The organism is Lentibacter algarum, assembly GCF_040580765.1.
Lineage (GTDB): Bacteria > Pseudomonadota > Alphaproteobacteria > Rhodobacterales > Rhodobacteraceae > Lentibacter > Lentibacter algarum.
The window spans coordinates 1471710-1492774 of the sequence record NZ_CP158687.1; the positions used below are offsets into that span (position 1 = coordinate 1471710).

Genomic DNA, 21065 nt, shown 5'->3' on the forward strand with positions numbered 1-21065 from the left:
TTCAGTGCTCCTTAGCCAATACGGCCCGTGATGTAGCTTTCTGTACGCGGATCAGACGGCTTGGTGAAAATTTGCGAAGTGTCGCCAAATTCGACAAGGTTGCCCAAGTGAAAGAAGGCTGTCTTCTGGCTCACGCGAGCGGCCTGCTGCATCGAGTGGGTCACGATCACAACGGAATAGTCGCGGCGCAGTTCGTCAATCAGCTCTTCAACTTGCGCTGTTGCAATTGGGTCCAAAGCGGAGCATGGCTCATCCATCAGCAGAACTTCAGGCGCAGTGGCAATAGCGCGAGCGATGCAAAGGCGCTGTTGTTGGCCACCCGACAGACCGGTTCCGGGCGCAAGCAAACGATCCTTTACCTCGCCCCAAAGCGCAGCACGCTTGAGCGCTGTTTCGACGATCTCGTCGAGCTCGGCTTTGTTGCGCGCAAGACCGTGAATTTTGGGGCCATATGCAACATTGTCATAAATCGACTTCGGAAAGGGGTTGGGCTTTTGAAACACCATTCCGACTTTGGCTCGCAGCTGCACAGGGTCAACCTTTGCATCATAGATATTCTCGCCATCCAACAAGATGTCGCCTTCTACACGGCAGATATCAATCGTGTCGTTCATGCGGTTTAGACACCGCAGGAAGGTGGACTTGCCACACCCTGACGGGCCGATGAAGGCGGTCACGGTGTTGCTCGCGATATCGACATTGACGTCTTTAATGGCGTGCGTCTCACCGTAGTAAACTTGGCAGTTGCGGGCCGTGATTTTGGCAGAATTCTGGGTCACGTCTTGCTCCGAATTGGGGGCTAAAGCATCATACATTGGGTTTGGCCTTTTTTACCAGCGTCGCTCAAACTTGCGGCGCAGAAGGATGGCAACAGTGTTCATCAAAATAAGGAAAACAAGCAGCACAATAATCGCGCCGGAGGCCCTCTCCACAAAGGCAGGGTCGCCGCGCTGTGTCCAGTTATACACCTGTACAGGCAATGCGGCGGCCGGATCGAATAAGCCTTCTGGCGGGCCCGCAGGATACTCGCGCACAAAAGCAACCATCCCGATGAGCAGAAGCGGCGCCGTCTCGCCCAAGGCCTGCGCAAGACCAATAATCGCGCCAGTTAGAATGCCGGGCATAGCGAGTGGCAAAACATGATGGAAAATGGCCTGCATCTTGGATGCCCCAACCCCGAGAGCCGCATCGCGGATCGACGGTGGAACCGACTTGAGCGCCGCACGTGTCGCGATAATGATTGTCGGCAAAGTCATCAGCGTGAGCACAAGCCCCCCAACGATCGGCGCGGACTGTGGTAAACCCACGACATTGATAAAGATCGCAAGGCCAAGAATACCAAATACAATAGACGGTACGGCTGCAAGATTTGAGATATTCACTTCGATCAGATCAGTGAAGCGGTTCTGCGGTGCGAATTCCTCAAGATAGATTGAGGCTGCGACGCCAAGTGGCAGGGACAGACACAACACGATCAGCATCATATAAATTGATCCAAGGATCGCCACACCTAGCCCTGCGGCTTCTGGACGGGTGTCAGAGGCATCTGGCGCGGTGAAAAAGGCCCAGTTGAACGTTTTGTCCAAAACACCAGCCGCGCGCAAATCATCGGCAGCTTGGAGCTGCTCGGGCGAAATATTGCGATCAAGTGCCGCGCTCGCCATAGTCACACGGCCTTTGAAATACCCATCAATTCGTCCGTTTACCAACAGGCTGAAGGTCACCGTCTCGCCGATCATCTCTGGGTTTGCCAAGACATAGTTGCGCAGTGTTGCAGGCGCTTCTTTGGAAATCATGGCAACCAGATCTTTTGAGCTCAAGGCGCTGACATCAACACCTGCCTTAGCACTGGCCGTTTCCATCGCGACTTGAATCAAGGGTGCATAACCGAAGGTCGACACCTTGGCGATCTTTTCAAGATTGCGATCACCAGATTTGTCGAGCTTTGCTGGGTCGAGATAAACTTCAACCTCGGCATAGGTTTGCTGGAAGGACGACAGCCCATTTGCAAGAATAGACGTGAGCAAGCCAACGAGCGCCAGAACGCCGATCGCAACAGCAATCAGGCCAACAAAACGGAAGCGCGCTTCAGAGGCATTGCGTCTTTTGGTGCGCTCGTCCTGCACCAGCAAAGAGCTTCGGCGCGGCGCACTCGCGCTTGAGGAGGTGATATCGCTCATTCGTATTGCTCCCGATATTTACGCACGACATGAAGGGCGATCACGTTAAGACCCAAGGTTATGACAAAGAGTGTGAGACCAAGTGCAAATGCAACCAGCGTTTCTGGGCTAGCGAACTCGGTATCGCCCGTAAGCTGACTGACAATTTTCACGGTGACCGTCGTCATGGCTTCAAATGGATTTAGGCCAAGCTTGGCCGCCGCCCCCGCCCCCATCACAACGATCATCGTTTCGCCAATCGCACGGCTCGCGGCCAGAAGCACCGCTCCCACCACACCAGGCAAGGCCGCTGGCAGGATCACTTGCTTAATGGTTTCAGACTTGGTTGCGCCAAGCCCGTAGGAGCCGTCGCGCATCGCTTGTGGGACGGCATTGATAATATCATCGGAGAGTGACGAGACGAATGGAATAAGCATAATTCCCATCACAAGCCCCGCAGTCAAAACCGAAGAAGACGAGGAACCAAGGCCCAGTGGCGAGGCGATGTAGTCACGCAAGAACGGCCCGACAGTAATCAAGGCAAAGAGGCCATAAACAATTGTGGGTATCCCCGCCAAAACTTCGATAGCGGGCTTGGCAAAGGACCTCAGGCCTTTCCCCGCATATTCAGCGAGGTAAATCGCAATCATCAAACCTGTCGGCACAGCAACGAGCAACGCCAGCAAGCTGACATATAGCGTGCCCCAGAGCAGAGGTAGAATACCCAGATCTGACCCACCGCGAAACTGCGGATTCCAAACCGTAGAGAAAAAGAAGTCTTTGGCTGGGTACATCTTGAAGAAGTTCAAAGTCTCAAACAGCAGCGACCCAACGATACCGACAGTTGTCAGGATTGCGACAAGGGATGCCCCGATAAGCAGGGACAAAACAAATGTCTCGCTAGTATTGCGCGCTCGCAAATCAGGCGTGATCCGCAGCAGCGTCACTACAAAAAGAAGTACAGCCATGGCAAGCGTTACGCCTGACATCCAGAAGCGTCCGACGTTTTCAGTTGCGCGAAAAGTCTTTGCAGCCTCAAAAACAGGCCCCTGCACATCTGTTCCAATCGCCACGCCCACTTCAGCCAGTTGCTTTCGGATATCTGTCTGATCAGCGTTCAGTTGCGCCAGTTCATCTTCGCTCAGACCCGACGCCGCGATGAGTGCATCTAGGCCACCAGAAATACGGCGCACATCCGCCAATACAAGGCTTTTAGCACCCCCCTCTGGGATCACACTGTCGGGTATCATTCCCGAGACACGTGTCTCAATAAGGATAGGTTGCACGAACAACCACGTCATTAGAATAAGCAGCGCAGGCACAATCGTATAAAGCGCAACAATCTGGCCGTAGTAGCCAGGCAAGGAGTGCAGCTTTTGATGATTGGTGTCTGACATGGACAAGGCACGAGAGCGCCCAAGAAAGAACCCCAGCCCTCCAAGGCCAAGGACGATCATAATGATAGAGAAGGAGCTCATAGTCTTTCCACCGCATTGGTAAGGGGCGGCACGTCCGCGCCACCCCTCTTTCATTTCGGGTTTAGTTCAAAGGACCCATTGGCACGCGGTTTGCCACCATTTCCTGTGTCTTTGCAAGCTCGGGATCTGATACGAGGCCATAGGCCGCGAGAGGGCCATCTGGGCCTGCGATCTCGTCAGACACGAAGAACTCAACATATTCTTGCATGCCAGGGATGACGTCGAGGTGTGCGTTCTTCACATAGAAGTAAAGCGGGCGAGACACAGGGTATTCACCTGTAGAGATTGTCTCAACTGAAGGTGACACGCCACCCATGGTCGCAACCTGAAGCTTGTCTGTGTTGTTCTGGTAGAATGAAAGACCAAAGACACCGATACCGTTCTTGTTGGCATCAACACGCGCAAGTGTTTCTGTGTAGTCACCGTCGATGTCGATTGACTTACCGTCTGTACGAAGCTGCATGCAGGCCTTTTCGGCTGCTTTCTTGTCGCCACCATTTGCCGCCATATGGGCGTCGAATGTGCCGTTCGCTTCACAGCCTGCCACGATCACTTTTTCGTCGAAAACTTCGCGTGTGCCGTGTTTGGTACCAGGAATGAATGCGAGAATTTCTTCTGATGGCAATTCAGCGTTAACGTCAGCCCATGTTGCATTGCCGTTTGCGGCCAAAGCGCCGTCCTTAGCAACTTCTGCAGCAAGTGCGCTGTGCCAATCGGCAGGAGTGAACGCATAAGACGGACCGTTGATTTCGGATGCGAATACGATCCCATCATACCCGATGCGTACTTCCATGATCTCTGTCACGCCGTTTGAGGCGCAGAGGTCGATGTCTGATTGTTTGATTTTTGAAGACGAGTTCGCAATGTCGATGGTGTTTTCGCCAACGCCTTCGCAAAGTTTCTTGCGGCCGGCGCCTGACCCACCTGATTCAACAACTGGTGTCGGGAATTCAAAGTTCTCGCCAAAGGCCTCGGCAACAATTGCAGCGTAAGGGAGTACTGTGGATGAACCAGCCACTTGAACGTTGTCGCGAGCGGCGGCGGATGTAGCGGCAGCTGCGAAAAGTGCAACGGCGGAAACGGCTGTTTTTGCGTATGACATATGTCACTCCTAGGTCAGGTTTCTGGCCCCTGCGATCAGCGGCCTTGCCTCGCTTCTTAGGCTCGGGTGATTATGCTTTTGTGACAACTGTGTAACAGTTTCATGACAGCCCATCAGAGCCCTGTAAACAAAGGCTAAACAGCATCGCCCCGTGGGAGCAAAACGCTAAACTCGGCCCCTTTTCCCAAGTCCGAATCGATTCTCAGCCGCCCACGGTGGCGCTGAACGATGTGCTTGACGATTGCGAGACCCAACCCAGTACCTCCGACTTGGCGTGAACGGTGAGAATCAACGCGGTAAAAGCGTTCGGTCAAACGTGGAATATGCAGCGGATCAATTCCTGCACCAAAGTCTTTTACCTTAACCAAAACACCCGGCTGCCCACGCAAAGCTGGCTGGCCTTCGACTGCGCTCAATGTCACCAAGACTTTGCCACCTGCCCCGCCATACTTAATCGCGTTTTCAATCAAGTTCGTAAAAACCTGTCGTAGCTGATCTGCTTCTGCCCGCACGCTCAAATCATGCTCTGACAGGTCTGTCATGATTTCTACTGCAGTTTCGCTGGCTCTTGGCGCCAATGAACTGATTACTGACGTTAGCAAAGCCCCAAGCGCCACGCTGTCACGCAGGGGTAGCCGTTCCTCGGCCTCCACACGGCTCAGCGACAAAAGATCACTTACGAGCCGTTCCATGCGGGCCGCTTCCGAACTCATAATTTCCAAAAACTCCATGCGCGCTCCCGCATCGTCTTTGGCAGGGCCCTGAAGCGTTTCGATAAAACCCATCAAAGATGTGAGCGGCGTGCGCAACTCATGACTGACATTGGCAACGAAATCACGGCGCATCTGGCTTGCCTGCTCGCGGTCCGAAATGTCCAGAAAGCTCACCAAGACCCCGTCATTCAGGGCGTTTGTTGGATTGCAATGTACCTCATAGACCCCTTCTTTCCCGTCGGAGTGTACCAAAAAGCGAGCTTTGCGGAGGGTCTTGTCCTTGATCGTGGATTCAACTGCCTCAACCAGTGCTGGTTGGCGCAAGACCGAAACATAGGGTTGGCCGAGCGCCGCTCCGCTGCCCAACAGCGCCTGCGCCATCGCATTGGTTGCCGCGACGCGCCCATCCCCCCCGACCAAAAGTACGGGGATTGGTAGCGCCGCTAAAAGCGTGGCCATATTTTGGTTCGAGAAGGTGTCTGACATTGCTTTTTTGTTCCGGCTTAGGGCAACACGGCCCTCACAATGCGCAAGAGACAGGCGGAGGCATTTTATGTGTTTTGGTCGTCTTTGCAATTCCACAAAATAGGGAAGTTGCAGAAGTCTGTTTGGCAGGCCATGCTCGCCTTCCGCACATCTGTGGTGCGCCTGATGCTTCGGGGGGAGTCACGGGAGCCACATTTGGTTTAACGATACATCTTTTTATGAGGACCAAAGACCCATGAGCTTTATTTCGCTGCTGCTAAAGCCCAAATTTGTGATTGTCACCTCACCATCAGCTGAGGCCCCTGTCCTTGATCAAAAGTATATAGGTTCACATGTGCAATTGTGTGATCTGGCAAACTTTGCAGGAGCAGCACCCCCTCCAGCGGCCTACGTCGGCTGGCTCATTGCCGCAGATTATGACGCATATGATATCGGGCATGCCCTCGCCAAAGCTGATTTTTCGGGTCGTTGCATCCTCATCAGCTCGGTTGAGCTTCCGAGCCGAAGCTTGATTCTGCGAGAACTCTCCACCGCGTTTGATCAGATCGAATTCTCTCTCTGGGACGCTGCAGACGCCTCAACGCTCGCAGCCTCTCTTTGTCACTCGCTTATTGCGCCGCGCTCTCGTGAGGAAACATCGGCCCAGATTGACGCCTAAAGCGTAGCGAGGTTCGCCCGAAAGCGGCGCATATTGTCTTGGTAATGCAACGCCGAAGAACGCAAGCCTTCGATTGCTGTGGGGTCAAGCATGCGTACGATTTTCCCTGGACTGCCCATCACAAGGCTCCCATCAGGAATGTCTTTACCCTCGGTGATCAGAGCACCCGCGCCGATCAGGCAGTTTTTTCCGATCTTGGCTCCGTTAAGCACAATAGCGCCCATACCGATCAGCGAATTCTCTCCGATCGTACAACCATGCAACATAACTTTGTGCCCGATAGTACAACCCGCGCCAATGTTCAGAGGAAACCCGATATCAGTATGCATGACCGTGTTTTCTTGAACGTTGCTCCCTGCCCCGATGGTGATCCGTTCGTTGTCGCCGCGCAATGTGGCGGAAAACCAAACCGAGGCGCCCGCCTCAAGCACGACATCACCGATCACATTTGCATCTGGTGCAACCCATGTATCCGGATCGATCTGTGGGGCCTTGTCGCCCAGACTATAAATCGTCATGACATCTCCTCAAATTCGGCCTGAAGCTTGCGAACATGTTCTACAAGATGTGGCTGCTGAATGCGACGATGACGGCGCGACGTGATGATGGTTTTCAGGCGCTCCTCAGTTGCGTCCAAGTCATCGTTCACCAGAACATAGTCATAGGCGTCCCAACGACTGATTTCATCCCAACTCTTGCGCATCCGCTTCTCAATAACCTCTGCGCTATCCTGACCACGGCTGACAAGGCGGCGGTGCAGCTCCTTGATTGAGGGCGGCAGGATAAAGATACTCAGAGTATGCGCCCCAAGGACTGAGTTGCGAATTTGCTGCGCGCCCTGCCAGTCAATATCAAAGAGCACGTCCTTGCCCTGCCCGATTGCCGCCTCAACAGGTGCACGCGGTGACCCATAAAAATTGCCAAACACATGTGCGTGCTCGAGCATTCCGTCGTCCGAGACGGTCTTTTTAAAGGCCTCTTCGGTGAGGAAGTGATAATCGACCCCATTCGTCTCGCCGTCACGTGGCGGCCGCGTTGTGGCCGACACGGAAAAAGAAATACTCGGATCCCAAGCAATGAGGCGTTTGGAAAGTGTGGATTTGCCTGCGCCGGATGGCGAGGACAAAATGATCAAGAGGCCGCGACGGTCTTTCATATTTTACTCCACATTCTGAATCTGTTCACGCATCTGGTCGATCACCGACTTGAGATCAAGCCCGATGCTGGTCAGCGCACTCATTTGCGCTTTGGAGCACAGCGTGTTGGCTTCTCGATTGAACTCTTGCGCTAGAAAATCAAGTTTTCGCCCAACAGGGCCGCCTTTGGCCACAAGATCACGCGCCGCGGCAACATGCGCGTGCAGACGGTCCAGTTCCTCAGTGATATCAGCCTTCACTGCCAATATGGCGAGCTCTTGGGCGATGCGCGTTTGATCTACATCGACAGCCTCTGCGACACGGGCAAGGCTCGCACGGAAAGCCGCAGAGCTCTCCTCTCGGCGGGCGTTGGCAGCTTCTGCTGCAGCATTGGTCAGGCGTTCAATGTCGTCAAGCTGTGAGCCTATCAAGGCTTTTAGCTGCGCTCCTTCTGCTGCGCGCATCTCAGTAAAGCTCGCCAGAACAGGTGAGAAGTCGCTTTTCAGAGCCGCCAACAGAGGCGCAGGATCATCTTCGATCGCGCTTTGCTCCATAATACCGCGCAAACCTAAGATCTGGCTTGAAGTACTCGGCGCAAGGGAGAGACCTTGGTCCATCGCCTGCTGCTCCACTTCGGCCATCGCTGCCAAAACTGCCTCAAGCTGCGAAGTGTTCAAGCTCAAACCTGCGCCTGCCTCTTCGCGAGAGAGCCTCAATCCAATTGTTATATTGCCACGCTTTGTCGCCTCGGACATCGCACTGCGCAGATGTGTTTCAAGTCCAGTGATCCAATCAGGTACACGAATACGGATATCCTGCCCTTTTCCATTGACCGCGCGCAGCTCCCAGCTCCAGCTATGAGCCCCGAAGTGGCCCTTGCCCGAAGCAAACCCTGTCATGGATGAAATCACCGCCACACTCCTTTTTCCGCTTTGCGGCCTGACTTACGCGCTTCAAGGTGCATGGCGCAAGCCTTCTAGCCAAGGCAGTTAACCAACCTTACCAAATTCATTCAAATTTTCGCCCAATTTAGGCCATATTTGATCTGCAGGGGGAACACACCCCGTAGAGGCACATATGTGTGCCGATACGGCCAGTTTACACACGGAGCGGATATATGTCAGAGTTGATGCGGAGTGGTGATGTAGTGAGTATGATGGACCGTTTGAGCCAGAACCAGTTTCCTGCCTGTGCGCTTGTTGAAGCCTACTGGCATAGCCAAAAACCCAAAAACAGCTTGCCCAAACGCTCTGCAATTGACCCTCGTGGGATAGAGGACGCTCTAAACTACGCATTTATTTTGGAAAGTATCGGAACGGGTGTGGCGCGCATCCGCATTGCTGGGATGCATCTGAACGAGCTAACAGGAATGGAAGTACGCGGGATGCCTATTAGCACGCTGATCGCACCACCTTCACGCGACGCGTTTGGCCGCGTTCTCGTCGGGCTGCTGAACGGTCCCGCATTAATGCATCTGAGCCTGACGGCCGAAGGGCAAACAGATACAGCGCATCAAGCTCGCATGCTACTTTTACCGCTTGTTGATGAAAAAGGTCACGTAAATCGCGTTCTTGGTTGTCTTGAAACAAAAGGTCTTACACGAAGTAAACCACAGCGTTTTGACATCCTGGAGGCCAAGAAAACCAATATCGATGTTCTAAAGGTTGTCCCGCCGACGGAGGACCATCCGCTGCTTGAGCCCGCCACAGGCTTTAAAGACGCGGCAACCCCTTTTGTGCGCACATCAGACACTGTGGCGGTCAAAAGGCCCAGCTACCTGCGCGTCATCAAATCGGATGATTGAAAACGCCCGAGCGCTTGTCCAATGATCAAGGCGCAGCCTTTGGTCCGAAGGCAAAACCTTTTATAATCTGCTTTTTCAGAGGACTGCGTAATCCAAGCCGAGGCTAAAGCTCGGCGAAAAAAACAACGTGAGGCGGCATTTCAGGCTCTATCGGTGCGCGCTCGACGCATCAAACCCTATGGAACCCTGCTCAAATGGGCCTACCCACAAGGATAGGCCCAGCTTGTCGTGAGTTTTAACCCGCCGCTTGCGCGAGGGTTTCTTTACGCAGGTTGGTCAACTCTTCGGCCACAAGGAACGCAAGCTCAAGAGATTGCGAGGCATTCAACCGTGGATCACATGCTGTGTGATAACGATCTGACAGGTTTTCATCAGTCACGTCGCGTACACCGCCCGTGCACTCAGTTACATCCTGACCAGTCATTTCAAAATGCACGCCGCCGGGCTGTGTACCTTCGGCTTTGTGAACACCAAAGAACTCGCGCACTTCGCCCAAAACCTGTCCAAACGGACGTGTCTTATAGCCAGTAGACGATTTGATAGTGTTGCCATGCATTGGATCACAAACCCAAACAACTTTGGCCCCTTCTTCTTCAACCGCGCGGATGAGCTTTGGTAGATGGTCGCCCACTTTGCCTTGCCCAAAGCGCGCAATCAATGTGAGGCGGCCTTCTTCGTTTGTCGGGTTCAGCTTTGCCATCAGACGCTTCAAGTCATCTGTTTCCATCGACGGACCACACTTCAAGCCAATCGGGTTTAGAACACCACTGGCAAACTCGACATGTGCCCCATCAGGCTGACGCGTGCGGTCGCCAATCCAGACCATATGGCCCGAACCTGCGAGCCAATTGCCCGATGTGCTATCAAGCCGCGTGAGCGCCTCTTCATATTCAAGCAGAAGCGCTTCATGGCTGGTGTAAAACTCAACAGAGCTAAACTCGTGGGTTGTTTTGCCCGTAATGCCAGCCGCGGCCATGAAGTCGATGCTATCCTGAATTCGTGCTGACAAATCACCGTAGCGAGATGCGCCATCGCCTTCAGCAAAGCCAAGCGTCCAAGAGTGCACGCGGTGCATATCCGCAAAACCACCCGTCGAAAACGCACGCAAAAGGTTCAGCGTTGCTGCTGATTGCATATAGGCTTGAAGCATTTTGTCAGGATTGGGAATGCGCGCGCCAGCGTTAAAATCAAGCTCGTTGATAATATCGCCGCGATAGCTCGGCAGTTCTACACCGTCCACAGTTTCTGTTGCCGCGGAGCGTGGCTTGGCAAACTGGCCCGCCATACGACCCACTTTGATCACAGGAACCTTGGCACCATAAGTCAGCACCATCGCCATCTGCAGCATCACCTTGAAGGTGTCGCGAATACCATCCGCTGTAAATTGGTCAAAGCTCTCGGCACAGTCGCCACCCTGCAACAAAAACGCCTCACCACGTCCAGCTGCAGCCAGATGCGCTTTGAGCTTGCGCGCTTCGCCCGCAAAGACAAGCGGCGGATATTTTGAAAGTTGCCCTTCGACCGCCTCAAGCTGCGCTTGGTCGGTATAGTCAGGCATCTGGATCCTTGGCTTTGCGCGCCAGCCAGATTTTTTCCACTCCGTCATCGTCTTGTCTCCAGTATTTGGTCTTGCGAGGCCGCCTTATAGCGGCGCTTGGGCGCGAAAACCATATCAGAAATGAATTGCCCTTGCTTTGGCCGCAAAAATCGCAGAAGCGAGTGAACCGCAGGAACCCAAAGCGTTTTGCGATACGAGATGTCTTGACCTATTCGCCAAGCTCTGAACAAGTGACAAAAAGCGACAATATTTGGCGCTCACGACTTACGAAAGCCTTCTATGAGCCTGCAACAACGCCCGACCATCAAATTGGATGCCGCACCCGACAGGCCGCGGCGCTTTATCTTTGCTTTGCTCGACAACTTCACTTTGCTGAGCTTTGCTTCGGCAATCGAAGCTTTGCGCATTGCCAATCGCATGGCGGAATTGCCTCTTTATGAGTGGAAGCTGGCAGGCGAAGGCGGCGAAACTGTAAGTTGCTCTGCAGGAACGGAGTTCAAGCTTGATATGGATTTGGGTGAGCTAAACCGCGATGACACGCTCCTTGTGTGCAGCGGTATCAATGTGCAAGCCGCAACCACCAAGCGTTTGGTGTCATGGTTGCGCCGCGAAGCACGCAAAGGACCGATCATTGGCGGTTTGTGTACGGCGGCCTTCACGCTGGCCAAAGCAGGTCTGCTTGATGGACGCAGGGCAACGATCCATTGGGAAAATCAAGACAGTTTTGCCGAAGAGTTTGATGACGTAGAGCTCACAAAATCGGTGTTTGTCATCGACAAGAACCGCCTGACAACGGCGGGCGGTACAAGTTCGATCGACCTCATGCTTAAGATCATTGCTGACGATCATGGTGAAGAGCTTGCCAATGCTGTGGCAGATCAGCTGATCTATAGCTCTATTCGTACGGACCAGGACACTCAGCGCTTGTCTGTGCCCACGCGCATTGGCGTGCGCCATCCAAAGCTCAGCCTTGTGATCCAGATGATGGAAAGCCACATTGAAGAGCCAATCAGCCCAGCTGTTCTCGCCAAAGATGTCGGCATGTCCACGCGCCAACTTGAACGGCTCTTCCGGCGCTATCTCAATCGCTCGCCAAAACGCTACTATATGGAGCTGCGTCTGCAAAAAGCGCGTAATCTTCTCATGCAGACAGATATGAGCGTCATCAATGTCGCTTTGGCGTGCGGCTTTGCTTCGCCGAGCCACTTCTCAAAATGTTATCGCGCCCACTACAATACGACGCCCTATCGCGAGCGCGGATCACAAGCGACACGTCTTTCCATCTAGACGAATGCTTATGTTTCAGACGTACTGCCTCTCAGGGGCCACGCTATGGCTCACCCTCACGGCAGCGCTCACTCTGGCGGGGCAATCCGGTAGAGCGCCCCACGCTCTTCACTTAAAAACCAGATGCCGCCAAGAGGCCCTTCGCGCACATCCCGTACACGACGCGTCTCGCGTGTTTTGATCTCACCGACCTGTTCAGAACCACCCGCCACCATCACGGCTATATGGTCAAACTTGAGAGAGCCCACAAGAAAGCGTCCCGCCATAGCTGGCCAGTTTTTGCCCGAATGAATAGCGAGGCCAGAAGGGGCAATCGAGGGATCCCAGTAAAACACGGGTTGCTCAAAACCGTCTTTCGCCGTGCCCTCGCCAATCTTAGCGCCTGAATAATGCGTGCCGTAGGAGATAATGGGCCAGCCGTAGTTCTTGCCCTTCTCGATGCGGTTAATCTCATCGCCACCACGGGCGCCATGCTCATGTGCCCACAGCTGACCGCCCATATCAAAGGCAAGCCCCTGTGGGTTGCGGTGACCTTTTGTGAAGACAGCTGTTCCACGGCCTGGATCTATCATGACGATCGTCCCATTGTGGCGTGCGGGGTCTTGTGCTGAAGCTCTGTCGCCACGGTCTCCCATGGTCAGAAAAAGCATTCCATCCGCAGCCTCTGCGAGCCGCCCACCAAAGTGCCGCCCGCCTGTGCTATCGGTCTGCATCTGAAATATCTCTGTCACCTCTACAAGCCGATCCCCCTCGAGCCGCGCCATGCTGACAGCAGTTCCCACACCTGCCTTCGCATAACTCAGAAAAATCCGCCCGCTGACGGCAAAGTCACGCGCAGGGAGCACATCAAACAAACCACCCTGCCCTTTCTCCTCTGAAGCAGGCAGCCCCGTGATCTCGTCGCGCTTGCCGTCACGGTTGATCCGCCAGAGCTTGCCGCGCTTCTCTGTAACGAGAACCTCACCGTCAGGCAAAAACCCGATGCTCCACGGCCCGTTAAGGCCAGAAGCGATTTCAGTGATCTTGCCTATCTCTTGGGCGTGAACAGACAGTGGCAGACTGAGCAAAGCAGCGAGGAAAATGTGTTTCATGCGCCCACGGTAGCGCCACCAGCAACCCAATCAACTGACATGCGCGTGAATGCGTCTTTTCGGCCATATTTTGCGAGACTGAAAAAGTTTTTACTCCGCCTGCATTTTCCATATTGTCGCGACTCACTTTTGGCCTCATATCGCAAAATTATAGACGCCAACGCACGCGCCTCTGGCCTGTAGCATCAACGCACACGTGTTTACGTAGCGACGGTAACGTCTCCCTTTGGAACTGAGCGGCCATATCCTTGGCCGAGTCTATTTGGAGATGACCCATGACGATGCAACACCAAGGCGCCTTTGCGCCTTTCTCTTCAGCTATGCCCTCTTCACTGGATGCCTTCATTGCGTCCCATACCTTTGATCGGCCAACAGTTGTGCTTGATACAAGCCGCGTACGTGCACAGTATCACCGTCTCAAAGCGGGTCTTGGCCGCGCACACATCCACTATGCTGTGAAAGCCAATCCCGAGCCAAAAGTGATCGCTGCGCTCGTTGCTGAAGGGTCTGGCTTTGATGCCGCGTCGCGTGGCGAGATCGAACTTTGCCTCGCGCAAGGCGCGCACCCCTCGCTGATTTCCTTTGGCAACACGGTAAAACGCGCCTCAGATATTGCTTATGCGCACAGTGTCGGCGTACGGCTTTTTGCAGCCGACAGCGCAGCTGAGCTTCAAAAGATCGCGGATCACGCGCCGCACGCACAAGTCTACATCCGCCTGCTCGTGGATGTATCAGAGGCCGACTGGCCCCTCAGCCGCAAGTTTGGTTGCGATGGTCCGATGGCGCTTGAGCTCTTGACCTTCGCCCGCGTGCTGGGTCTTGAGCCTGTCGGCCTGTCTTTTCATGTTGGCTCGCAAACACGCCGCGCCGAAATGTGGGCTGCTCCCTTGGAGGCAATCTCAAAAACGTGGCACGCAGCGCAGGCGCAAGGTCACAACCTGAGTTTGTTGAACATCGGTGGCGGCTTTCCGGCGTTTTACGGAGAGGCCATTGAAGCACCGACAGCATACGCCGCCAATGTTATGGCACAGATTGACACACTTTTTGAGACGCCTCCTCGTGTTATGGCCGAGCCGGGCCGTGGTCTTGTCGCTGAGTCGGGTGTGATCGTGGCCGAAGTTCTGCTTGTATCCCAAAAGTCCGCGCAGGACACGGCGCGCTGGGTCTATTTGGATATTGGCCGCTTTTCAGGCCTCGCAGAAACCGAAGGTGAAGCCATTCGCTACCAATTAGAGACAGCCAAAGACGGCGGCGCACTTGGCCCGTGCATTCTTGCAGGCCCAAGCTGTGACAGTGCTGACGTTATGTATGAAAAACGTCCCGTGATGCTGCCGCTCAACCTTGTTGCAGGGGACCGTGTTCTCATTCGAAACACAGGCGCCTACACCACAACCTATTCGAGCGTCGGTTTCAACGGTTTCCCGCCACTTGCCGTCTGCGTCATCTAATCAACGAAGAGCATAGTTAACGCTTGGTCAAGAGACGCATAATCCAGCTTTTCTTTTCCAAACTCTGCGCTATTCTGGTCGACGGTCAAAAAACAAAAACACCACTTGGGAGAAGACACATGAAAAAATTCCTTATGGCAACAGCCGCATCTGCCCTGATGGCAGGTGGCGCTTTTGCAGAAGATGTTAAAATCGGCATCATCCTCGGCTTCACAGGCCCACTCGAATCTATCACACCAGCCATGGCGGCCGGTGCCGAGCTGGCGATGAAAGAAGTCACAGACAGTGGCAAGTTCATGGGCGGTTCTGCCGTCGTGCCTGTACGCGGTGACTCAACATGCATCGACGCCGCAGCCGCAACATCGGCTGCCGAGCGTCTCGTAACATCAGACGGTGTTGCTGGCATCATGGGCGCAGACTGCTCAGGCGTAACAGGCGCGATCCTGCAAAACGTGGCGCGCCCCAACGGCATCGTCATGGTTTCGCCTTCAGCCACATCACCTGGTCTTTCAACAGCTGAAGACGACGGTCTCTTCTTCCGCACCGCGCCTTCAGATGCGCGCCAGGGCGTGATTGTAACAAACATCCTTCAGGACCGCGGCTTTAAAGAAATCGCGATCACATACACCAACAACGACTACGGCAAAGGCCTGGCCGACGCGATTCAGACCGAGTTTGAAGCGGCTGGTGGCACTGTAACAATCGTTTCAGCGCACGAAGACGGCAAAGCTGACTACTCTGCAGAAGTTGGCGCGCTTGCGTCAGCGGGTGGTGAAGTTCTCGTGGTCGCTGGCTATGTCGACCAAGGTGGCTCAGGCGTTGTTCGCTCCGCTCTCGACACTGGTGCGTTTGAAACATTCTACTTCCCAGACGGCATGGTCGGCGCGAAGCTCAACGAAAACTTCGGCGCAGAACTCAATGGCTCGTTCGGTGCATATCCAGGCACAGACAGCACTGGCGCTGCAACATTCGTAGGCATGGCCGAGGGCGCAGGCTTTGACGGCACAAGCGCATTTGCTCCAGAAAGCTATGACGCTGCAGCCCTCATCATGATGGCGATGGCAAAAGCTGGTTCAACAGCGTCAGCCGACTACAAAGATCACATCATGGATCTGGCAAACGCACCTGGCGAGCAAATCTTCCCAGGCGAACTGGCCAAAGCGCTTGATCTGATCGCAGCTGGCACGGAGATCGACTACGTCGGTGCGACAGCGGTTGAACTGGTTGGTGCGGGCGAATCTGCTGGCAACTACCAAGAGATCGAATTCGCCGATGGTGCCTACTCGACAATCGGCTACCGCTGATTTCTAACCGTTACAATAAAACAGCCCGAGGCTTGCTTCGGGCTGTTTTTCTTATCTAAACGCGATAATTTGGGGGAGACATGCATGATTGAGGTGCATGATCTGCATAAGCACTTTGGCGGCTTTCACGCGGTCGATGGGGCTACGCTGACCATTGAAAAAGGCTCTATCACGGGCTTGATCGGTCCGAACGGTGCAGGAAAAACCACACTGTTCAACGTGATTGCAGGCGTTTTGCCGCCCACATCAGGGCGCGTCATCATGGATGGCGAAGACATCACAGGCCTGCCGCCGCATGAGTTGTTTCACAAGGGTCTCTTGCGTACCTTCCAGATTGCACATGAATTCAGCTCGATGTCCTGCCGTGAGAACCTGATGATGGTTCCGTCTGGACAATCAGGTGAGACGCTGTGGAACACATGGTTCGGCCGCAAGCGCATCGCCGATGAAGAACGCGCACTGCGCGCTAAGGCTGACGAAGTCTTGGAATTTCTCACCATCGAGCATTTGGCGGATCACAAGGCAGGTCAGGTTTCTGGCGGACAGAAAAAACTTCTAGAGCTTGGCCGTACGATGATGGTTGATGCAAAGATCGTCTTTCTCGACGAGGTGGGCGCTGGCGTAAACCGAACGCTGCTCTATACGATCTCTGACACGATTAAGCGCCTCAACGAAGAGCGCGGCTATACCTTTGTGGTGATCGAACACGATATGGATTTCATCGATATGCTCTGTAATCCAGTCATCTGTATGGCGGAAGGCCACGTCCTCGCTGAAGGCACGCTTGCTGAGATCAAAGCCAACCCGGAAGTGATCGAAGCCTATCTCGGTACGGGTCTGAAGAACAAAGATAAGGTGGGCGCATGATGAGCCTGTCACTCTTGGGGCTATGCCCCAAACCCCAGTATCTACTTATTAAGAAAAAGGGGCGCGCGCATGTCTGAGCCTTTTCTCATTGGTCAGAATATGACAGGCGGCTACTCAAAGGGCGGCCCAGATATTCTTCACAACTGCACCATCTCGGTCGATCGTGGCGAAATCGCCGTTATCGTCGGGCCCAATGGCGCGGGTAAATCAACCGCAATGAAAGCTGTCTTCGGGATGCTTGATCTGCGCGAGGGCTCGGTCACGCTTGACGGAGAGGACATCACATCCCTCTCCCCGCAAGATCGTGTTGTAAAAGGCATGGGCTTTGTGCCCCAAACCTCCAATATTTTTCCTTCGCTGACGGTCGAAGAAAATCTTGAGATGGGCGCTTTTATCCGTACCGATGATTTTTCCGATACGATGGCGCAAATTTATGATCTTTTTCCCATCCTGAAAGACAAGCGCTCTCAAGCAGCTGGCGAGCTCTCCGGCGGGCAACGTCAGCAAGTTGCTGTGGGGCGGGCGCTTATGACAAAGCCAAAGCTTCTCATGCTTGATGAGCCAACAGCTGGGGTGTCACCCATTGTGATGGACGAACTTTTTGACCGTATCATTGATGTCGCACGCACTGGGATCCCGATCCTGATGGTGGAACAGAACGCCCGACAAGCGCTTGAAATCGCTGATAAAGGTTACGTTCTGGTTCAAGGTGCAAACGCTCATACAGGCTCAGGCAAAGAGCTTCTCGCCAATCCAGAAGTTCGCCAGAGCTTCTTGGGAGGCTGATATAATGCGCTTCGCCATCTTCCTCGCAGCGCTCACTTTGGCCAGCCCTTCGGCGGCTTTCGTCTGCATTTTTCAGACCGAATGCTATGAAGAGCAGGCCTGTGCGCCGTCTGCCTTCGAGCTGGAAGTGCAGCTTGAAAACCAGAGCGTCTCAACGGAAGAGGGCGACTGGATCATCGTTGCAAAGAAATCAGAACCCGCCCTCATCACACTCTTTGCCGCCGCAAAAGGCACGGAGTATCTCCTGTCGATTACGCCCGAGGCTGCGCGCCTTAGCGGACATCTCAACGCTGGACCACAAGCGATCCAGTATCTTGGCACTTGTGAAGGAGCCTTCTAAATGGACCTTTTGAACGCATTCGTGGCTCTGGCCAACTTCGTTCTGATCCCCGCGACCGCCTACGGCGCACAGCTCGCACTTGGCGCGCTTGGGGTCACGCTTATCTACGGTATCCTTCGGTTTTCTAATTTCGCCCATGGCGACACTATGGCCTTCGGCGCCATGGTAACCGTACTCTTCACATGGTGGTTCCAGTCGATGGGGATCAGTTTTGGCCCACTGCCAACAGCACTCCTCGCCCTGCCCTTCGGCATCCTCGGTTGCATTGGGCTACTGCTCTTTACAGACCGTGTGGTTTATAAGTTTTACCGCCAACAAAAGGCAAAACCGGTGATCCTTGTGATCGTCTCGATGGGCGTGATGTTCATCATGAATGGCCTCACCCGCTTCATCATTGGTCCCGATGACCAACGTTTTGCTGATGGCGAGCGCTTTATCGTTTCTGTACGCTCCTTCAAGGAAATGACAGGCCTGCAAGAAGGCCTCGCCATCCGCACGACACAAGGTATCACCCTTGTGACAGCGGTCGTGGTTGTCGCTGCACTGTTCTGGTTCCTAAACCGCACCCGCACTGGCAAATCTATGCGCGCCTATTCTGACAACGAAGATCTTGCACTCCTGTCAGGGATCAATCCAGAGCGCGTCGTCATGGTGACATGGATCATCGTGGCCACGCTCGCAACGATCGCAGGCGTGCTTTATGGCCTTGATAAGACATTCAAACCTTTCGTTTATTTCCAACTATTGCTGCCGATCTTCGCCGCCGCCATCGTCGGTGGGCTCGGAAACCCACTGGGCGCAATTGCGGGCGGTTTTGTGATCGCCTTCTCTGAAGTCACGGTTACATACGCTTGGAAAAAAGTATTGGTGTACGCTATGCCCGAGCGTTTGGAACCTGACGGGCTGGTTCAACTTCTCTCCACAGATTACAAATTCGCGGTGAGCTTCGTGATCCTGTTGATCGTGCTCATCTTCAAACCCACAGGTCTATTCAAGGGGCAGTCGGTATGAGCGATACACTCCGCAACAGCATCTATTTTGCGCTTGTCGCGCTTTTGATCATTGGCACAGGCATTCTCCAGTCTTGGAACTCTGCGCTCTTTATTCTCAACATGGGACTGATTTCAGCCATCATGGCTCTTGGGGTCAATCTTCAGTGGGGCTTTGCTGGCCTTTTCAATGTCGGTATCATGGGGTTTGTTGCGCTTGGCGGTTTGGCCACAGTGCTTATCTCGATGCCTCCCGTCGAAGGCGCATGGAGCGCAGGCGGGATGCGGATCCTGTCTGGCCTAGCGCTCGGAATTATGAGCATCGTCTCGACTATCCTTGTGTTCAAACGCATGCAGAGCGGCCGCAACCGCACGCTCGCAATGCTGGCTGTGCTGAGCATCGGCTTCTTTGCCTTCCGCGCAGTTTTTGACGGCGGCGTTGAGGCCGTTGAGGCAATCAACCCCGCAAATGCAGGAAACATCGGCGGCCTTGGCCTGCCCGTTCTACTCGCGTGGCCTATCGGCGGTGTTTTTGCAGCAGGTGCAGCCTGGATCATTGGCAAAACGGCCCTCGGTCTGCGCTCTGATTACCTCGCCATTGCAACGCTGGGGATTGCCGAGATCGTTATCGCAGTCATGAAAAACGAAGACTGGATGGCGCGGGGCGTCAAAAACGTGATCGGACTTCCCCGTCCTGTCCCATATGAAATTGATCTGCAGAACTCAGCGGAATTCGTTGCCAAAGCCAACGCTTACGGTATCGATCCTGTGACCGCTTCAACGCTCTGGGTTAAGTTGCTGTATGCAGGCCTTTTCGCCGTTGTCCTGATTGTCATCTTCGTCATGGCCCAAGCCGCGCTCAAGAGCCCATGGGGCCGTATGATGCGCGCGATCCGCGATAACGAAGTCTCTTCAGAGGCGATGGGCAAAGACGTCACCGCACGTCATTTGCAGATCTTTGTTCTCGGTTCCGCCATTTGCGGCATCGCCGGCGCGATGATCACCACGCTTGATGGCCAACTCACACCAACGTCCTATCAGCCACTGCGCTTCACATTCCTTGTCTGGCTTATGGTGATCGTCGGCGGCTCAGGCAACAACCTCGGCGCTGTGCTGGGTGGCTTTGTGATCTGGTTCTTCTGGGTTCAAGTCGAGCCGATGGGGCTTGCCTTCCTCACACTGATCACCTCGGGCATGGCCGAAGGCAGTGCCCTCAAAGCACACCTTCTGGATTCAGCGGCACACATGCGCTTACTTACCATGGGTATCATCTTGCTCTGTGTTCTGCGCTTTAGTCCACGTGGCCTGATCCCCGAAAAATGAGCCAAATACATCCTCTTGTTCGCCCTGCTCTCAAGGGCATCGTTTACTTTGGCGTCGTCTGCGCAGCGCTCGTTGCGCTTTGGCTGTACATGCCCAAGGGCGAGGTAAACTGGTACCCTTCGCTCTGGATGCGCCTCGCGGCGGTAAGCCCTTTGTTCTTTTCCACTCAGCTTGGTCGAGCAGTCTTTGCGGTGCTTAAGAGGCGGATGGACGGGCGCGAGCGGATCCTCTTTGCGGGCAGTTTTTGTCTCGGTGTTGGAAGCCTCGCCGTTCTGGCCGAAGCTGGCGTGGTCTACGCCAGCTTCGGCGCAGCAGAAGGGCTCAGCTATTTCGACATTCTGTTTCAGCCGTTCTCTTCACGCTACTCCTTGCAGATCTTCGCAGGCATAGGCTTTGCGAGCTCGGCCGTATTGGCTGCGGGCTTTGTAGCGCTCATGTCCGTGCCGATCCGTGTGCTGAGTATGGAGCACCAAAGCCGCACAAAGAGCGCGCTTGAAGACGGCACAAACACATAAACTTCATATTTACCCTAAATT

Annotated in this window: 21 protein-coding genes; 11 read left to right on the top strand and 10 right to left on the bottom strand. The window is 54.3% G+C overall.

What is annotated here, in order from left to right:
• Positions 1-11: 11 nt before the first annotated feature.
• From pstB to DSM117340_RS07180, 5 genes are all read right to left on the bottom strand, one after another.
• Positions 12-815, bottom strand: a complete 804-nt coding sequence (gene pstB / locus DSM117340_RS07160) for a phosphate ABC transporter ATP-binding protein PstB (RefSeq protein ID WP_089891115.1) — start codon at positions 813-815, stop codon at positions 12-14.
• Positions 816-830: 15 nt separating this feature from the next.
• Positions 831-2180 carry a phosphate ABC transporter permease PstA gene (gene pstA, locus DSM117340_RS07165; RefSeq protein WP_089891112.1) on the bottom strand — a complete coding sequence of 450 codons (1350 nt, stop codon included), beginning with the start codon at positions 2178-2180 and terminating at the stop codon, positions 831-833.
• The gene (gene pstC / locus DSM117340_RS07170; protein ID WP_089891109.1) at positions 2177-3637 is read right to left on the bottom strand and encodes a phosphate ABC transporter permease subunit PstC; all 1461 of its coding nucleotides are present in this window, start codon (positions 3635-3637) and stop codon (positions 2177-2179) included. Before pstC ends, pstA begins: the two co-directional genes overlap by 4 nt.
• Positions 3638-3698: 61 nt before the next feature.
• Positions 3699-4739, bottom strand: coding sequence for a substrate-binding domain-containing protein (locus tag DSM117340_RS07175; protein ID WP_089891106.1), 1041 nt, complete (start codon positions 4737-4739; stop codon positions 3699-3701).
• A gap of 134 nt (positions 4740-4873) precedes the next feature.
• Positions 4874-5911, bottom strand: a complete 1038-nt coding sequence (locus DSM117340_RS07180) for an ATP-binding protein (protein WP_354690025.1) — start codon at positions 5909-5911, stop codon at positions 4874-4876.
• Between the two features lie 262 nt (positions 5912-6173).
• Here DSM117340_RS07180 and DSM117340_RS07185 point away from each other — a divergent pair, with 262 nt between their 5' ends.
• The gene (locus DSM117340_RS07185) at positions 6174-6596 is read left to right on the top strand and encodes a hypothetical protein (protein WP_089891099.1); all 423 of its coding nucleotides are present in this window, start codon (positions 6174-6176) and stop codon (positions 6594-6596) included.
• Here DSM117340_RS07185 and DSM117340_RS07190 read toward each other — a convergent pair.
• The 3 genes from DSM117340_RS07190 to DSM117340_RS07200 are packed head-to-tail and all read right to left on the bottom strand — an operon-like array spanning position 6593 to position 8643.
• Complete coding sequence (locus tag DSM117340_RS07190; protein ID WP_089891096.1) at positions 6593-7114, bottom strand: gamma carbonic anhydrase family protein; 522 nt, start codon at positions 7112-7114, stop codon at positions 6593-6595. The genes DSM117340_RS07185 and DSM117340_RS07190 overlap by 4 nt on opposite strands.
• A complete protein-coding gene (gene gmk / locus DSM117340_RS07195; protein ID WP_089891092.1) occupies positions 7111-7752 on the bottom strand; it encodes a guanylate kinase in 642 nt (213 codons plus the stop codon). The genes DSM117340_RS07190 and gmk overlap by 4 nt, the downstream gene beginning before the upstream one ends.
• A 3-nt stretch (positions 7753-7755) precedes the next feature.
• Complete coding sequence (locus tag DSM117340_RS07200) at positions 7756-8643, bottom strand: YicC/YloC family endoribonuclease (RefSeq protein ID WP_245724420.1); 888 nt, start codon at positions 8641-8643, stop codon at positions 7756-7758.
• A 206-nt stretch (positions 8644-8849) separates the two neighbouring features.
• Here DSM117340_RS07200 and DSM117340_RS07205 point away from each other — a divergent pair, with 206 nt between their 5' ends.
• On the top strand, positions 8850-9536 hold the full coding sequence (locus DSM117340_RS07205; protein WP_089891084.1) for a PAS domain-containing protein: 687 nt from the start codon (positions 8850-8852) through the stop codon (positions 9534-9536).
• A gap of 235 nt (positions 9537-9771) precedes the next feature.
• Here the strand turns inward: DSM117340_RS07205 and DSM117340_RS07210 are convergent, their stop codons facing one another.
• On the bottom strand, positions 9772-11142 hold the full coding sequence (locus DSM117340_RS07210) for a class II 3-deoxy-7-phosphoheptulonate synthase (protein ID WP_089891081.1): 1371 nt from the start codon (positions 11140-11142) through the stop codon (positions 9772-9774).
• 231 nt (positions 11143-11373) lie between these two features.
• Between DSM117340_RS07210 and DSM117340_RS07215 the strand changes: the two genes are divergently transcribed.
• Entirely contained in the window at positions 11374-12381 is a 1008-nt protein-coding gene (locus DSM117340_RS07215; protein WP_089891079.1) for a GlxA family transcriptional regulator, read from the top strand.
• A gap of 68 nt (positions 12382-12449) precedes the next feature.
• On the opposite strand, the gene DSM117340_RS07220 is transcribed toward DSM117340_RS07215, so the two are convergent.
• Entirely contained in the window at positions 12450-13472 is a 1023-nt protein-coding gene (locus tag DSM117340_RS07220; protein WP_089891075.1) for a PQQ-dependent sugar dehydrogenase, read from the bottom strand.
• Between the two features lie 275 nt (positions 13473-13747).
• Between DSM117340_RS07220 and DSM117340_RS07225 the strand changes: the two genes are divergently transcribed.
• The 8 genes from DSM117340_RS07225 to DSM117340_RS07260 all read left to right on the top strand — a co-directional run bounded on the left by DSM117340_RS07225 (position 13748) and on the right by DSM117340_RS07260 (position 21044).
• Complete coding sequence (locus DSM117340_RS07225) at positions 13748-14920, top strand: type III PLP-dependent enzyme (protein ID WP_089891072.1); 1173 nt, start codon at positions 13748-13750, stop codon at positions 14918-14920.
• 119 nt (positions 14921-15039) lie between these two features.
• Complete coding sequence (locus DSM117340_RS07230) at positions 15040-16224, top strand: ABC transporter substrate-binding protein (RefSeq protein WP_089891070.1); 1185 nt, start codon at positions 15040-15042, stop codon at positions 16222-16224.
• An 84-nt stretch (positions 16225-16308) separates the two neighbouring features.
• The gene (locus DSM117340_RS07235) at positions 16309-17091 is read left to right on the top strand and encodes an ABC transporter ATP-binding protein (protein WP_089891067.1); all 783 of its coding nucleotides are present in this window, start codon (positions 16309-16311) and stop codon (positions 17089-17091) included.
• Between the two features lie 69 nt (positions 17092-17160).
• Entirely contained in the window at positions 17161-17877 is a 717-nt protein-coding gene (locus DSM117340_RS07240; protein WP_089891063.1) for an ABC transporter ATP-binding protein, read from the top strand.
• A gap of 4 nt (positions 17878-17881) precedes the next feature.
• Positions 17882-18217, top strand: a complete 336-nt coding sequence (locus DSM117340_RS07245; RefSeq protein ID WP_089891060.1) for a hypothetical protein — start codon at positions 17882-17884, stop codon at positions 18215-18217.
• Positions 18218-19228 (top strand): branched-chain amino acid ABC transporter permease, encoded by a 1011-nt coding sequence (locus DSM117340_RS07250; RefSeq protein ID WP_089891057.1) that lies wholly within the window; start codon positions 18218-18220, stop codon positions 19226-19228.
• The gene (locus DSM117340_RS07255; RefSeq protein ID WP_089891054.1) at positions 19225-20529 is read left to right on the top strand and encodes a branched-chain amino acid ABC transporter permease; all 1305 of its coding nucleotides are present in this window, start codon (positions 19225-19227) and stop codon (positions 20527-20529) included. Before DSM117340_RS07250 ends, DSM117340_RS07255 begins: the two co-directional genes overlap by 4 nt.
• A complete protein-coding gene (locus DSM117340_RS07260) occupies positions 20526-21044 on the top strand; it encodes a hypothetical protein (protein WP_089891052.1) in 519 nt (172 codons plus the stop codon). The genes DSM117340_RS07255 and DSM117340_RS07260 overlap by 4 nt, the downstream gene beginning before the upstream one ends.
• The last annotated feature ends 21 nt before the right edge of the window (positions 21045-21065 follow it).